The 14049-nt window shown below is 70.3% G+C and carries 14 protein-coding genes; 9 read left to right on the top strand and 5 right to left on the bottom strand.

Annotated features, from left to right (window positions below; genetic code table 11):
* Positions 1-5 precede the first annotated feature (5 nt).
* Positions 6-1523 (bottom strand): hypothetical protein, encoded by a 1518-nt coding sequence (locus WMF17_RS34700; protein ID WP_437645274.1) that lies wholly within the window; start codon positions 1521-1523, stop codon positions 6-8.
* Positions 1524-1636: 113 nt separating this feature from the next.
* Between WMF17_RS34700 and WMF17_RS34695 the strand changes: the two genes are divergently transcribed.
* The 4 genes from WMF17_RS34695 to WMF17_RS34680 all read left to right on the top strand — a co-directional run bounded on the left by WMF17_RS34695 (position 1637) and on the right by WMF17_RS34680 (position 3724).
* Positions 1637-2578 (top strand): FHA domain-containing protein, encoded by a 942-nt coding sequence (locus WMF17_RS34695; RefSeq protein ID WP_437597611.1) that lies wholly within the window; start codon positions 1637-1639, stop codon positions 2576-2578.
* 184 nt (positions 2579-2762) lie between these two features.
* Positions 2763-3206 carry a hypothetical protein gene (locus tag WMF17_RS34690; RefSeq protein WP_437597610.1) on the top strand — a complete coding sequence of 148 codons (444 nt, stop codon included), beginning with the start codon at positions 2763-2765 and terminating at the stop codon, positions 3204-3206.
* A 66-nt stretch (positions 3207-3272) separates the two neighbouring features.
* Complete coding sequence (locus WMF17_RS34685) at positions 3273-3425, top strand: hypothetical protein (RefSeq protein WP_437645272.1); 153 nt, start codon at positions 3273-3275, stop codon at positions 3423-3425.
* A gap of 77 nt (positions 3426-3502) precedes the next feature.
* Positions 3503-3724: a hypothetical protein gene (locus WMF17_RS34680; protein WP_437651492.1), complete on the top strand. Its 222-nt coding sequence runs from the start codon at positions 3503-3505 to the stop codon at positions 3722-3724.
* Positions 3725-3986: 262 nt separating this feature from the next.
* On the opposite strand, the gene WMF17_RS34675 is transcribed toward WMF17_RS34680, so the two are convergent.
* Positions 3987-4727 carry a TVP38/TMEM64 family protein gene (locus tag WMF17_RS34675; RefSeq protein WP_437645271.1) on the bottom strand — a complete coding sequence of 247 codons (741 nt, stop codon included), beginning with the start codon at positions 4725-4727 and terminating at the stop codon, positions 3987-3989.
* Positions 4728-4923: 196 nt separating this feature from the next.
* Here WMF17_RS34675 and WMF17_RS34670 point away from each other — a divergent pair, with 196 nt between their 5' ends.
* A complete protein-coding gene (locus tag WMF17_RS34670; RefSeq protein WP_437645270.1) occupies positions 4924-6168 on the top strand; it encodes a cytochrome P450 in 1245 nt (414 codons plus the stop codon).
* 50 nt (positions 6169-6218) lie between these two features.
* Here WMF17_RS34670 and WMF17_RS34665 read toward each other — a convergent pair whose 3' ends face one another.
* The 3 genes from WMF17_RS34665 to WMF17_RS34655 form a co-directional block, all read right to left on the bottom strand.
* Positions 6219-7343 carry a hypothetical protein gene (locus WMF17_RS34665; protein ID WP_437645268.1) on the bottom strand — a complete coding sequence of 375 codons (1125 nt, stop codon included), beginning with the start codon at positions 7341-7343 and terminating at the stop codon, positions 6219-6221.
* A 139-nt stretch (positions 7344-7482) separates the two neighbouring features.
* Positions 7483-8487 carry a hypothetical protein gene (locus WMF17_RS34660; RefSeq protein WP_437645266.1) on the bottom strand — a complete coding sequence of 335 codons (1005 nt, stop codon included), beginning with the start codon at positions 8485-8487 and terminating at the stop codon, positions 7483-7485.
* 104 nt (positions 8488-8591) lie between these two features.
* Positions 8592-9479: a hypothetical protein gene (locus WMF17_RS34655; RefSeq protein ID WP_437645264.1), complete on the bottom strand. Its 888-nt coding sequence runs from the start codon at positions 9477-9479 to the stop codon at positions 8592-8594.
* A gap of 221 nt (positions 9480-9700) precedes the next feature.
* Here WMF17_RS34655 and WMF17_RS34650 point away from each other — a divergent pair, with 221 nt between their 5' ends.
* Genes WMF17_RS34650 through WMF17_RS34635 form a run of 4 tightly spaced genes read left to right on the top strand, consistent with a single transcriptional unit; the run spans position 9701 to position 14009 of the window.
* Complete coding sequence (locus WMF17_RS34650; protein ID WP_437645262.1) at positions 9701-10930, top strand: efflux RND transporter periplasmic adaptor subunit; 1230 nt, start codon at positions 9701-9703, stop codon at positions 10928-10930.
* Entirely contained in the window at positions 10927-11625 is a 699-nt protein-coding gene (locus WMF17_RS34645) for an ABC transporter ATP-binding protein (RefSeq protein WP_437597587.1), read from the top strand. The genes WMF17_RS34650 and WMF17_RS34645 overlap by 4 nt, the downstream gene beginning before the upstream one ends.
* The gene (locus WMF17_RS34640) at positions 11622-12788 is read left to right on the top strand and encodes an ABC transporter permease (protein ID WP_437597586.1); all 1167 of its coding nucleotides are present in this window, start codon (positions 11622-11624) and stop codon (positions 12786-12788) included. The genes WMF17_RS34645 and WMF17_RS34640 overlap by 4 nt, the downstream gene beginning before the upstream one ends.
* A 54-nt stretch (positions 12789-12842) precedes the next feature.
* Positions 12843-14009, top strand: a complete 1167-nt coding sequence (locus tag WMF17_RS34635) for an ABC transporter permease (RefSeq protein WP_437645260.1) — start codon at positions 12843-12845, stop codon at positions 14007-14009.
* Positions 14010-14049: the final 40 nt, after the last annotated feature.

The raw sequence follows: 14049 nt of genomic DNA, 5'->3' as shown, positions 1-14049 counted from the left end.
CGGGATCAGGTCGCGGTGAGCACGGAGACGCCGCTCCCTGTGACAACCGCGAGGGCGAGCGTGGTGACGTCGCCGCTGGGGGTGAGCGCTGCGAGAGCCGGATTCGCCAGCGCCTCACAGCCGGCGATCTGCTCAGGGAGCTGCGCGAAGCCAGACCAGCTCTTGCCGTCGTCGCTGGAGCAGATCCAGACGTTCTGGTGCGCGTCCGTGAACGCGAGGTACAGCCGGTCGAGGTAGACGCAGAAGCTCGGGTTCGAGAGGACCAGGGGGCTCGCGGGCTCCGGCGCCGAAGGATCGCTCGTGACCGTGAAGGTCGACGCGTCCACCCAGAGGAGCGCCGTCTTGTGCCAGGACCACGATTCGGGCGAGGCCTGGACGTCGTGTGTCGCGTAGATCTCGATGGTCTGCGAGGCGGCGCCTTGCTGGGCGAGGAGCAGCTGCCCGTTATAGCCAATGAGCGCGGGCGCGCCCGCCGCCTCGACACCCGGGCTGCCATGGTTGGGAGACCAGCGCGACCCGTTCCATGTGCGCACGTGCATGTGGGGCTTCCCTGACGCGGTCAGGTAGGCCATGCACAACACGCTGGTCGATCCGGCGGAAAACACGCTCAGCGCCGGCGCGCTCGAGGCGCTGGCCCCGGTGTGGGTGCTCTTCGACCAGCCCTCGCCGGCGTTCGTGCACATCTTCACCGAGGACGAGCCGCTCTTCTGGTAGACGAGGTACAGCGTGCCGTCCAGCGAGGCCAGCGCCGGCTCGCCAGCGGCCGATATGCCAATCGAGGTCGGGTCCGACCACGTCGCGCCGTCCCCGGAGGTGGAACAGGAGACGGTGTTGTCGCTGGCGTTCGTGAATGCGAGGTAGAACGTATCGCCCAGCTGCGCGAGCCCCACGCCGAGCGCGGCGCCGCCGACGGTCGCCGGCTGGTCCCACGACAGCGGCGATTGCGTCATCTTGTACCACGTGACGCCGGCGGGGGAGCTCACCGTGTTGTAGGTCAGGGTGATTCCGTTGCTGTCGACGGCATATTGCGGCGGACTTCCACTCTGCGTGCCGACATACCAGGTCACGGTCCCTCGCCAGGGCGTCTTGTGTTTGAGCGCGAAATCGAGCCCTACCTGGTCCCCGGCGGCGTTGGTGCCGAGGAACAGGCCGGCCGGGGGCAACGCCGATGCCGTCACCGGTGTCCACAGGCTCTGCGCGGGCATGTCGACCGGCGGCGGGGTCGAAGGGGCATTCCCCAGCTCCTCCCCTGGTCCGATCGTGATCTGGGTCGTCCCCGTCTCGGGGTTCTTCAGGTCATCGAGGAAGGTGGGATCGATCTCCCAGAGCTCCGTGTTCGTCGGGTAGCTGTTGCTGTTGGATGACGCGGGGTCGATCGCACCGAAACCCGACGCCAGGCCCGTCACGTAAACAGCCCATGACGCGCTGGTCACGCCCGAGATCGACAGCGAATATTTCATGTCCGGGGTGAGCTGATACGGCCGCGGCTTCGATCCCACGGCGGTCTCGTCGAGCTTCGTCATCCTCGTCCTCCTTGTCGATCCTACCTTTAAAGCACCTGCCGGGCCGCATCCATGACGCGAACCTTACAGCTGCCCCTTCTTTCCGCGCGGGGGGCGGTGGTAGCCTCGCGACCGTGGCGATCCTGGAGCAACGCGGCGGCGGCACCCGGGCGGCGCTCGCGGCGCACGCGCTGGTGGGGCGGTCGTCGGTGTGCGCGGTGCGGATCGAGGTGCGGCTCGCCTCTGCGGAGCACGCGCGCCTGTCGTACCGCGACGGCGCCTGGTCGGTGCGCGATCTGGGCAGCAAGAACGGCACCTTCGTCAACGGCGAGCGCCTCGCGCCCGGGAGCGCGCGAGCCCTCGCCGGGGGCGACCAGCTCGCGTTCGGCGATCCGGAGGCGACGTGGACCCTCGCCGACGCCTCGCCGCCCGTGCCCATGGCGCGGCGGCTCTCCGACGGCGCGCTCCTCGCCGGCGCGGGCGCCCTGCTCGCCCTGCCCTCGGCGGACGATCTGCGCGCCTGCGTGGTGGAGGCCGAGGGCGGGAGCTTCCTGGTGGAGATCGACGGGCAATCGCGCCCGGCCCACGACGGCGAGGTCCTGCAGCTCGGGGGCGAGGCGTTCGCGCTGCACCTGCCCACGCCCCCCGCCGCCACCGACGACGCGGGCGAGCACGCCGGCCGCATCGACGAGACCGAGCTGCGCTTCCGGGTCAGCCGCGACGAGGAGGCGGTCGAGCTCACCGTGGCGGGAGGCGGAGACGCGCGCGTGCTCCCGCCCCGCTCGCACCATTACATGCTGCTCACGCTGGCGCGCGCCCGGCTCCGGGACCGCGACGCGGGGTCGCTCGGCCCCCCGCAGCGCGGCTGGGTCTTCGTCGACGATCTCTGCCGGATGCTGTCGATGGACGAGAACAAGCTCAACGTCGAGATCTACCGGGTGCGGCAGGAGATGAGCGCCGCCGGCCTCGCCAGAGCCGCCGCGGTGATCGAGCGGCGCCGCAGCAGCCGGCAGCTCCGCGTGGGCACGGAGCGGCTGGTGATCACGCCGATGCCGGCGGCGGGCGTGGGCGCGTAAGACTCGTGTAATGGTGCTGTCGGGCGCGGCGGCTTAAGACTCCTCTGTACCCGCGGGGCGACGGGCAGGAGCGACGGCTCGCTCCACCCGTGCACCCCGCGCCACGGCGGCTCGCGAGGGGCATCTCGCTCGCTCGCGGACAGACCGCGCGGACCCCTCGTGGACCGCGCATGGAGGAAACATCATGTCCGACAATACCTACGTGAACATCTACGTCTCCAACAACCTCGGCTACGGGATCGGCCAGGTCTGGCTCTCGCACACCACCAGCGAGACCACGTGGATCGAGTGCTGGATCGGGGAGAACGTCGCGAATGGCCAGAGCACCCTGGCGCAGGGGTGGACGGCCGCGCTCGTGCCCAGCAGCAGCGACTACTGGACCGTCATGTGGACGGACACCTCGAACAACCTCTATGGCACCTCGATCAATTTCAAGGCCACGTGCGACACGGACGGCGGCGACATCGATCTCCAGCTGCAGGGCACCGGGAGCAGCGTGGTGGTGCTCCAGGGCACGACGGTCCAGGGCAGCACCTCCAACCTCCAGTACGGCTACGCGCCCAGCTCCTCCAGCGCGGCGCGCGCCGCCGAGCGGCCCACGAGCGGCGTGGCGAGGGCTCCTTCCTGATCGCTGACGGATGGGGCGTTGCACAAAGGGTGGGTGTCAAGAGTGCTTGCGAAGATTCGATCTCTCATGGAGTTGCCGAGGACTGCCTGCGGCATCGCTTCCACGCACGAACTCGAAGCTGCCACGCACAAGCTCGAAGCGCCGGTCGCTTCGTGGGACGGCGAAGGCGAGCCGCCGGCCGCCATGGTCGCTTGGGCCTCCAGCTTCCTGGCGAGCTGACCCGTGGACTCGGTCGCGGATCTCCGCGCCGACCTCCCGTGACGTGACTGCGGCTATTCGGGAAAGCGAAGCGTCTCGTGGACCTCGCCGCTCTCTCCCACCGTCGTGCTGTCCTCGTGGTTCCACAGGGGGCCGCCCTTGCCCGGACGTCCGGTCTTGATGGTGACGCCCTCGAGCGTGAGCTGGTCCTCGTCGAGGTAGGCGACGCCAATGACGTCTGGGAGCCGTACTACGGCCCGGTTCTGCTCGCGCAGGTCACCCTCAAGAACAAGGAGCTGAAGCTGGCCAGGGCGCGGTGACCTGCGCGAACTCACGCCGGATCGTGAGAGAAGGCCCGTGCGCAGCGGAGGTGCTGGTGGCACAACTCGGGGATGCGCCTCATCAACCTCGCGCTGCCACCCTCGTTCTTCGACAAGCTGGGTCTTCCCCGACTTGCCGCGTGACCTCAACTCTTCGAACCGCCGGATGCGGACCCGCCTGTCCGGTGGTGTGGCAGGGGCCGCCGGGGAAACCCGGCGCCCCTATGCCGATACAAGCCAAGCCCCGCGCGGAAACTCGCGGTCAGAATGTCACTGGCCCATTGCGCTTCTGCGCCGACCTCCGCCGCCATTCCGGCAAGCGGACGACGAGGAGCGCGATCCCGGGGAGCAGCACGATCCCGGCGAAGAGCAGCAGGACCGACGTGAACCGCGCGGCGGACGCGCCCAGCGCCGCGTAGGTGGCCGAGATGCCGAGGTTGGCCAGGGCCGTCACCGTGAAGAACGCGCGGCGGGGCATGCGGCCCGCGCCGGCGAAGACGACCGACGCCTCGGAGAGCACCGGCACCCCGCGGAAGAGGAGCAGGAACCAGGGGCCGTGCCGCTCGGCGGCGCGCGTGAGCCGCGCGAGCTCCGCCTCGCCCACCATTCGATGCAGGGCCGGCGCCCCCGCCCGCGCGCCGAGCAGGTAGCCCAGCCCCGCGCCCGCCGTCATGCCCGCCCAGGAGACCGCCGTCCCGCGCCAGAACCCGAGCAGGCCGCCCGCGGCCGTGCTCACGAAGCTCGAAGGCACCGGCAGGACCACATCGCCCGCGAGCAGCCCCCCCAGCACGAGCGCCGCCGCGCCGCCCGAGGGCGGGACCGCGAGGAGCGCCCGCGCCGCCGCCTCGAGGCGGTCCGCGAAGAGGAAAAAGGGCACGAGGATGGCCAGGAGGAGCAGGCCGGAGAAGCCGGCCCAGCCCCGCCAGGAGCGCCGCGGGCGCGCCGGTGCGCCGGGGAGGCGGGGGCTGTCGGGGGGCGGGGTCGATCCAGGGGAAGGCGGCATGCAGCGCTCGGGTCCGGTGGGGGGGCCGGCTCGCCGCGAGGGGGAGCTGGCCGGCCGGCGGGGAAGTAGCGGACAAGTATATGTGTCCGGGCTTGCACGGCATAACATCGACAGGCGTTCGCGGCCGGGGCTCCCTCCCGGTGCCGGGCGCTCGCGCCTCGCTCGCGCGATCTCGCCAGAACAGGAGACACTTAGCATGACAACCCCTGACGACCTGCGCGCCGCCCTCGGCGCGCACAGCCTCATCGACCCCGGGCACCCGGCCGATCCCTATCCGTTCTACGCAGAGGCCCGCCGCGGCGCCCCCGTCTTCTTCAACGCGTCGGCGAACAGCTGGTTCGTCACGCGCGCGGAGGACATCATGACCGTCCTCCGCGACACGGAGCGCTTCTCCTCGAAATACCTGATGAGCCCCAGGACCCCGCTGGCGCCCGAGGTCGTCGCCGTGCTCGGAGACCCCGAAGGGCGGCTGCCGACGCTGCTCACGACCGATCCGCCCGACCACACGCGGCTGCGCGGCCTCATCAACAAAGGCTTCTCCCCGCAGCGCGTCGCCGCGATGGAGCCGCAGATGCGGGCGCTCGCCGACGAGCTGATCGACGGGTTCGCCGCCGAGGGCCGGGCGGATCTGATCCCGCGGTTCGCGTTCCCGTTCACGGCGCTCGTGATCGGCGACATGCTCGGGATGCCGCGCGCCGACATCGATCTGCTCAAGCGCTGGTCCGACGGCTGGATCAAGCTGGTCTGGAACGCCGAGCCCGTCCCGCAGCTGGTGGAGGCGGCGAAGGGGCTGCGCGCGTTCCAGCATTACTTCGCCGAGGTGATCGCGGAGCGCCGGCGGAGCCCGGGCGACGATCTGCTCTCGGCGCTGATCCGGGCGCATGAAGACGGCGAGGCGCAGCTCAGCGAGGAGGAGCTGATCTCCGTGCCCATGCAGCTGATCCTGGCCGGGCACGAGACGACGCTTTACCTGATCGGCAACGCGCTGGCGCTGCTCTTTGTGCACCCGGCGCACCTCGCCGCCGTGCGCGAGGACCCGGCGCAGCTCGGCCACGTCATCGAGGAGACGCTGCGGCTCGACTCGCCGCTCCTCTGGCTCGCGCGACAGACGACGACGGAGGTCGAGCTGGGCGGCGTGACGGTGCCGGCGCGCGCGACGGTCCAGCTCGCGATCTGCTCGGCCAACCACGAGGAGAGCGTGTTCGGCGAGCCGACGACCTTCAACCCCTGCCGGCCGAACGCCGATCGGCATTTCACCTTCGGCCGGGGCACCCATTTCTGCCTCGGCGCGCCGCTCGCGCGGCTGGAGGCCCGCGTCGCGCTGGAGCAGCTGCTCGCGCGCCTTCCGAACCTGCGCCTCGACCCGGATCATCCGCTGGAGCGAGCCCGGATCATCGGCTTCCGTGGCTACGAGCACCTGCACACGCTCTGGGATTTCTGAGGCGGTCACCCGCTGCGGGTGACCGCCGCTATCGGACTCCAGTGTGAGGGCTATGCCTGGCAGCAGAACGTCGATGGCGCGACCGGCAGCAGTTCGCCGACCGTCTTGCCGCCGCTCGGGACGCAGCCGCCGGGATCCACGGCGACGACCTCCGCCAATTTGCTGCCGAGGGCGACGCCGGGCGGCGTGACCCCGCAGAACGGCGCCATCGAGCTGATGAGCGTCGATGCGACCTGCTCGGCGCACGCGCCGTCGCTGTAGACCGAGGCCATGATCATGCACGACGCGCCTTGCGGCTCCCCGCAGGCGCACGGGGAGCAGCCGCGCGTGTCGTCGGCGCTGCCGTAGAAGACGTGTCTGTCCAGATAAGGGTCCGCGCACGTCACGTCACCTTCGTGGAAGATGCACGTCAGGAAGCCGCCGGGCGGCGGAGCTCCGGGCTGCTCCGGCGATGGCATGCAGGTGCTCCGGTCGCCCGGGCACTCTGTGTAGGCGCCGGGCAAGCAGGCGAGCGCCCGGGTCTGCCAGGGATCGAGTCGAGCCGGCGGGGGCGGCTCGTCCATCCTCGGCGTGCACGCGGCGGTCACCAGCACGGCCGGCGCGTCGATCGAGAGCGACTGCACGCACGGCTGCCCGCCGCAGTCCTGGTCTGCGGGGATCGCGTCCGCGGCGGTGCAGGAGCCGTCCCAGCCGTCGGGCGCCGCGAAGGCATTCGCGACGCTGCCGGCGGCCTCGTCGCACCATGCCGAGGCGTGCGCTGACCAGCCGAGAGGGAGCTGGCACGAGGCAGCCTCCGGTGGATCGCACAGGCAGGCCGCGCAGGCGAGCGGCTCCGGCGCCAGATCGGCGAAGCCCTCGTAGCCGAGATTCGGCGCGGTGGCGGGGCAGTCCGGCGCCTGGTCTGGCGGGCCGTACCAGAGCAGCGCCGGGCCGAACCAGCCGAGTGGTGCCGGCGGGATGCAGTCGCCGGCGCAGGCGCTTTCATCGCCGCCGTCCCCGGCTCCGCCGCTGCCGCCAGCACCGCCTTCACCGCCGGCCCCGCCGCCACCTTCCTCGGGCCATGGGCAACCTGGGTGGCCGTATTCCTGAGGCTGACAGGGACCGGTGATGATCGAGTCGCCGGAGCAGGCCGTTAACGAGAACAGTCCCACAAGCAGCCAGGAGAAGACGCGCATGCCGGACAAGCTACCCGACAGTGCTCCACGCTGACAACGGATATCCATGGCAAGACGGCTGGTTACGTAGGTCATTGCAGATTCGTTTCGAAAAATATCATGATCAACGTCAAAAGGCTCCATGGTCATGCGAGCTCGTTCAGTACGTTGCCGTGACACCGAATCCGAACGCGGCGCCGGCCGGGGGTGACGACCAGGTGAGGGCCGCGGGGGTCTCGCTGGGGTCGTGCCGGCGTCGGAGCACGGCGTCCGCGACGAACCAGACAGCTTCGGCGTACCCGTACGCGGACCACCTGTCCGAGAAGGGCCACCTGCTTCCGAGCCGTGTGCCAGCACCGAGCAGCGGCTGGGCGGGGGGAACGACGTCCCACGGACCCTGAGGGACGAACCGGACGACGCCGCCTGTGACAACCCCGCAGGCGAACAGGTAGTGGCCGCGATGACAGGCCAGCGCAGCCGCCGTGAAGGCCCTCGTGCCGAGGGGCACCGCTTCCACCTCCTGCGCCAGAGCGACGAGCCCACGCCCCTCCACCGCGATCGACCAGTCAGACCGGCGAACGCCCAGGGACAGCATCATCCCGGCTGCGGCGCCCGGCGTGATTCCCAGGCCCAGCGTCACCCCGAGCCCCGCTTCGAGCCGGAGCGGCTTTGCCGGAGCCGGCGCTGCCTCCGGCCGCGGTCGCGCCGGTGGCAGCTCGGCCCGGCGGGGTGGCGCCGGTGCGTCGCGCCGCGCCTGCGTAGGCGGCGGCGCCGGCGCGGGCGGCGGGGGAGCCCGCTCCGGCGTGCCGAGGAGCCGCGCCGCGATCGCGAGGGCCACGCCGGAGAGCAGCTGCTCGCAGCCATTCCGGGTGCCGAACCCGTCGGCCCACTGGGTCTCGCCCTTGGGGTCGCGCAGCGCCAGCGAGGCCGCGAGCTCCGCACCATCCCACGCGAGGCCGACCGTGAGCGCCCATGGCGCGTCGTCCCGGAACGGGTCGTAGCCGAGCCTGCGCGTCACCTCCGTGCGCAGGAACGTCTCGTCGGGGCAGCCTTTGGCGCCGGGGCCTCGCATGATCTCGAGCCGCATCACGGCCTGAGGCGGAGCCGGCGCGGCGTGCGCCTCCGCGATCCAGAGCAGGCATAGGGTGATCCAGAGCAGGTCCATGGCCGCGGCGATGGCTGCGCGTGTCAGGCGCCTCGCGCCCCGAAGGCGTCCGAGGACGGAGCGGGCCCGGCGCGTGCCGAGCCCGTATCTGGCCCTGGGGCCGCTCATCGCGACGGCGCTCCTCTGCCCGCGGCAGCCGACCCGAGGGCGCCGCCCCTCCGGGCCAGCGTCCGTCTCAGGTTCGAGGTGGGCGGTGAGGGCGGCTGGAGTGCCGGCGGTACCGGCAGACTAGCCGGCGAAGCCCGGCGCTCGTATGCCGCGAGCAGGACCGCCAGGACCAGGTCGTCGACACAGGGCTCGGCGACCCCGAGGAGCCGGAGCGCGCGGGGGAGGACCTCCACTGCGGCAGCGTGAACCGAATTCCAGGTAGGAGCGCGGGAGGTGTCATCGGAGCGCGAAAAAGGTGTGCTCATACCTAGAATTGCGGGGAGCTTTCCGGGTCCGTTTGTGAAACGCACCGCCCGGTGCACGGGACGAAGACGCTCCGGGTCGCCACGTGGGGTCGCCAGTGACTCGCTGAGCATCCCTCCGGCACCGGAAGCGGTCCTGGCCGGGTAGCTGAGCTTGCCCCTGGCATCGGAAACGGTCCTGGCCGGGTAGCTGAGCTTGCCCCTGGCACCGGAAACGGTCCTGGCCGGGTAGCTGAGCTTGCCCCTGGCACCGGAAACGGTCCTGGCCGGGTAGCTGAGCTTGCCCCTGGCACCGGAAACGGTCCTGGCCGGGTAGCTGTGCTTGCCCCTGGCATCGGAAGCGGTCCTGGCCGGGTAGCTGAGCTTGCCCCTGGCACCGGAAACGGTCCTGGCCGGATAGCTGAGCTTGCCCCTGGCATCGGAAACGGTCCTGGCCGGGTAGCTGAGCTTGCCCCTGGCATCGGAAACGGTCCTGGCCGGGTAGCTGAGCTTGCCCCTGGCATCGGAAACGGTCCTGGCCGGGAGCTGATCGACCCGGATCATCCGCTGGAGCGGGCCCGGATCATCGGCTTCCGTGGCCACGAACACCTCCTGACGCTCTTCTGAGGCGCGGGCACGCCGCCCGCGAGGTGCATTGTAGTCTGGACGGGCAGATTGCCACGGTGCCGGCGCTGGGCGTGCGGCAAGCGCCGCCCGAGGCGCGGCGCGGCCGTACCGGCGCGTTTCAGGGGCGGCTGGCGCCGCGCGTCAGGAATTCACGCTAGAATATGAACGCCCCGCCCGAAGCGTGTTAAGGAGGCGCCGTGTCCGACCAGCTCAGCTCGGATCTCGCCTCGCTCCGGATCCAGCGGGACGTCGATCCCGATCGGCGGAGCCCGCTCCGCACCGCCCTCATCGCCGTGCTCGCGCTCGTGGCGGTCGCCGGCGCCGCCGTGCTCGTCGCGCCGAGGGCGCAGAGCGCGATCTTCAAGACCGAGGTCGCCACCACCGAGATCGCGCTGGTCTCGCCCGCGCAGGCGTCGATCTCGGTGACGTCGACCGGGTATGTGGTCCCGCAGGTCGTGTCCCGGGTCGGGGCCAAGCTCCCGGGCCGCATCGCCCGGGTGTTCGTGAAGGAAGGCGACGTGGTGAAGGCGGGCGACCCGCTCGTGGACCTCGACGACGCCGACCAGAAGAGCCTCGTCGCCGCGGCCCAGGCCAAGGTCGCCGCCGCGCGGGCGCGCGCCGTCGCCTCCCGGGCGAGCATCGTCGAGGTGGAGCAGCAGGTCGCGCGGGAGCGGGCGCTGGTCGAGCGCCAGGTGACCGGCCGCGCCTCGATGGAGGACCTGACCGCGCGCGCGCACTCCCTCACGCAGTCGGCCGCGGCGGCCGAGGCCGAGGTCAAGGCCGCCGCGGCCGACGTCGAGAGCCTCCGGATCACGCTGGCCGACAGGAAGATCGTCGCGCCGATCAACGGCACGATCATGTCGAAGCCGCCGGAGATCGGGGAGGTCGTCGGCCTCGAGCTGCCGCACCTCGTCGAGATCGCCGATTTCACGTCGCTCGTCGTCGAGACCGATGTCCCGGAGACGCGCCTTTACCTCATCGAGCCCGGCAAGCCGTGCGAGGTCGTCCTCGACGCCTATCCCTCGAAGCGCCACCGGTGCACGACGGTCGAGATCGGCAAGCGGGTGAACCGCGCCAAGGCGACCATCCCGGTCAAGGTGAAGTTCGTCGGGGAGGCGAAGGAGGCGCTGCCGGAGATGAGCGCGCGGGTGAGCTTCCTCGCCGAGGCGCTGTCCGAAGAAGCGATGAAGGAGCCGCCGAAGCGGGTCGTCCCGGAGGCCGCGGTGATCGAGCGGGCCGGCGCCAAGGTGGTGTTCGTCGTCGACCAGGGCCAGGCGAAGATGGTGCCGATCAAGGTGGGCGGGCCGGCGCCGGGCGGGCTGGAGCTGCTCGACGGCCCGGCCCCGGGGACGCGCCTCGTGGTCAAGCCGCCGGCCGACCTCGAGGACGGCCAGAAGATCAAGGAGAAGGGAAAGGGGAGCGAATGACCGACGGGTATCGCGATGGAAAGCCGAAGGCCATTGTCGAGCTGCAGGGGGTCGGCAAGACCTATTTCCGCGACAAGGAGCCGATCGTGGTGCTCGACGACATCACGCTCGATATCCCGGAGGGGTCGTACGAGGCGCTGATGGGGCCCTCGGGCTCGGGCAAGTCGACGCTCCTGAACCTCATCGCCGGGCTCGATCGCCCCACGCGCGGCACCGCGCGCGTGGCGGGGCAGGAGCTCACGCGGATGAGCGACGGCGAGCTGGCGCGCTTCCGATCGAAGACCATGGGCTTCATCTTCCAGGCCTACAACCTGATGCCCGTCCTCACCGCCGCCGAGAACGTCGAGCTGCCGCTCCTGCTCACGAGCCTCTCGGCCTCGGAGCGGCGGAAGCGCGCGCAGACGGCGCTGCGCGTGGTCGGGCTCGAGGAGCGGATGGGCCATTATCCGCGGCAGCTCTCCGGCGGCCAGGAGCAGCGGGTGGCGATCGCGCGGGCGATCGTGAACGACCCGACGATCATCGTGGCGGACGAGCCGACCGGCGATCTCGATCGCAAGAGCGCCGATGAGATCCTGATGCTCCTGGAGAAGCTCAACAAGGAGTTCAGGAAGACCATCCTGATGGTCACGCACGATCCTCAGGCGGCCGAGCGCGCGACGGTGACGCGCCGGCTCGACAAGGGGAACCTGTCATGAACCTCGTCTCCGTCGCCGCCAGGAACGTCCTCCGGAACAAGTTCAGGACGCTGCTGACCGTGATCGGCGCGGCGGTGGCGGTGCTCGCGTTCGTGCTCCTCCGGACGGTGCTGTCGGCGTGGAACGTCGCCGCCGACTACGCCGCGAAGGACCGGATCGCGACGAGGCACAAGATCTCGTTCATCCTGCCCTTGCCGAAGCGGTACATGGCCACGCTCCGCGAGGTCCCCGGCGTGACGGAGGGGACGTTCACGAGCTGGTTCGGCGGCAAGGACCCGCGCGACGCCAACAACTTCTTCGCCTCGATGGCGGTCGAATCGGCGACCTTCTTCAAGGTCTACGACGAGATGGTCGTCCCGCCCGGGGACATGGAGCGGTGGCAGGGAGATCGCAAGGGCGCCATCGTGGGCGACGTCCTCGCGACGCGGCTCGGCGCGAAGGTGGGCGACACGGTGACGCTGGAGGGGTCGATCTACCCCGGTCCGTGGCAGTTCAACGTCTCGGGGATCTACACGGCGTCGCGCAAGTCGATCGACAGGTCGCAGTTCATCTTCCATTACGACTACCTGAACGAGTCGATCCCCGAGCGGGACCGCGACCAGATCGGCTGGATGGCCGCCCGGATCGACGATCCCTCGCGGAGCGCGGAGATCAGCGCGGCCATCGACAAGATCTTCGACGAGAAGGACATCCAGACGGCGACGATGAGCGAGCGGGCGATGAACCTGTCGTTCATGGCGATGATGTCGGCCGTGCTGACGGCGCTCAACGCCGTGTCCATCATCATCCTTCTCATCATGATGATGATCCTCGGCAACACCATCGCGATGGGCGTCCGGGAGCGGTCGCGGGAGTACGGCGTGCTGCGCGCGCTCGGGTTCGAGCCGAAGCACGTGAGGATCTTCATCATCGGGGAGGCGGCGACCGTCGGGCTGCTCGCGGGGCTCGCCGGGCTCGCGATCGCCTATCCGATCATCGAGCTCGGGATGGGCCGGTGGCTGGAGGAGAACATGGGCGGCATGTTCCCTTACTTCCGGATCGAGCCCTCGACGATGGTGATGGCGGTGCTGCTCTCGATGGGGCTGTCGCTGATCGCGTCGCTCCTCCCGGCGTACAACGCCTCGAAGCTCTCGGTCACCGACGCGCTCCGGCGCGTGGCCTGAGCGAACCGACGTCGCAGCCTGTCCACGACCCCCTGAAAGCGGGAGAGAGCGCTCATGATCCCCGTCGCCTACAACGTTCGAAATCTGGTGGTGCGCAAGACGACGACCGTCGCGACGGCGGCGGGGCTCGGCCTCGTGGTGTTCGTGTTCGCCTCGGTGTTGATGCTCGCGAACAGCGTGGAGCGCACCCTCGGGCGCACCGCGCAGAGCGACGTCGCGCTCGTGATCCGGAAGGGATCGGACGTCGAGATGGCGAGCAGCGTCGAGGAGCAGCAAGTCGGCTTGATCCTCGCGAGCGCCGAGGTGGCGAAGCGGCAGGACGGCAAGCCGGACGGGGTGGGGGAGGTCGTGGCGGTCATCCTCCTCGACAAGCTCGGCACGGAGGGCGTCTCGAACGTCCAGGTGCGCGGCGTGACCGATGACGTGCTCGCGTTCCGCTCGCACGTGAAGATCATCCAGGGCCGGCCGGCGCAGCCGGGCACGGACGAGGTGATCGTGGGGCAGGCGATCCACGGCCGCTTCAGGGGTCTGTCGATGGGCGAGTCGTTCGAGCTCCGCAAGAACCGGCCGGTGAAGGTGGTCGGCGTGTTCTCCGACGGCGGCTCCTCGTCGGACTCCGAGGTCTGGGCCGATCTGCACACGACGCGCTCGGCGTTCGGCCGGGAAGGGGGCGTGTCGTCGGTGCGCGCGCGGCTCGCCTCGGACAGCAAGTTCGACGCGTTCGAGGCGTCGATCGAGCAGAACCGGAGCCTCGGGCTCGAGGTGATGCGCGAGAGCGACTATTACGAGAAGCAGTCCGAGGGGACGAGCATGTTCATCAAGGGGATCGGCGTGCTCATCGCGGTGTTCTTCTCGATCGGCGCGATGATCGGCGCGATGATCACGATGCACGCGTCGATCGCCAACCGGCAGCGCGAGATAGGCACGCTGCGGGCGCTCGGCTTCTCCCGGATGAGCATCCTCACGTCGTTCCTTATCGAGTCGATCCTCCTCGCGATGGTGGGCGGGGCGCTCGGCGTGCTCGCCGCGCTCGGGATGCGGTTCGTGCGCTTCTCGACCATCAATTTCGCGAGCTTCTCCGAGATCGTGTTCACGTTCGAGCCGACGCCGGGGATCCTGATCGCGTCGGTGCTTGTCGCCGTGGCGATGGGCGTGCTCGGCGGCTTTTTCCCGGCCTTACGCGCGGCGCGGATCAGCCCGATCCAGGCGATGCGGGGATAGCTCGGGCGTGACCCGGGCGTCGGGGTCGTGCACCTGGGGG

This window comes from Sorangium sp. So ce362, assembly GCF_051519845.1.
Lineage (GTDB): Bacteria > Myxococcota_A > Polyangia > Polyangiales > Polyangiaceae > Sorangium.
The sequence above is the reverse complement of the archived record's forward strand: the minus strand, read 5'-3'. Positions and strand labels throughout refer to the sequence as shown.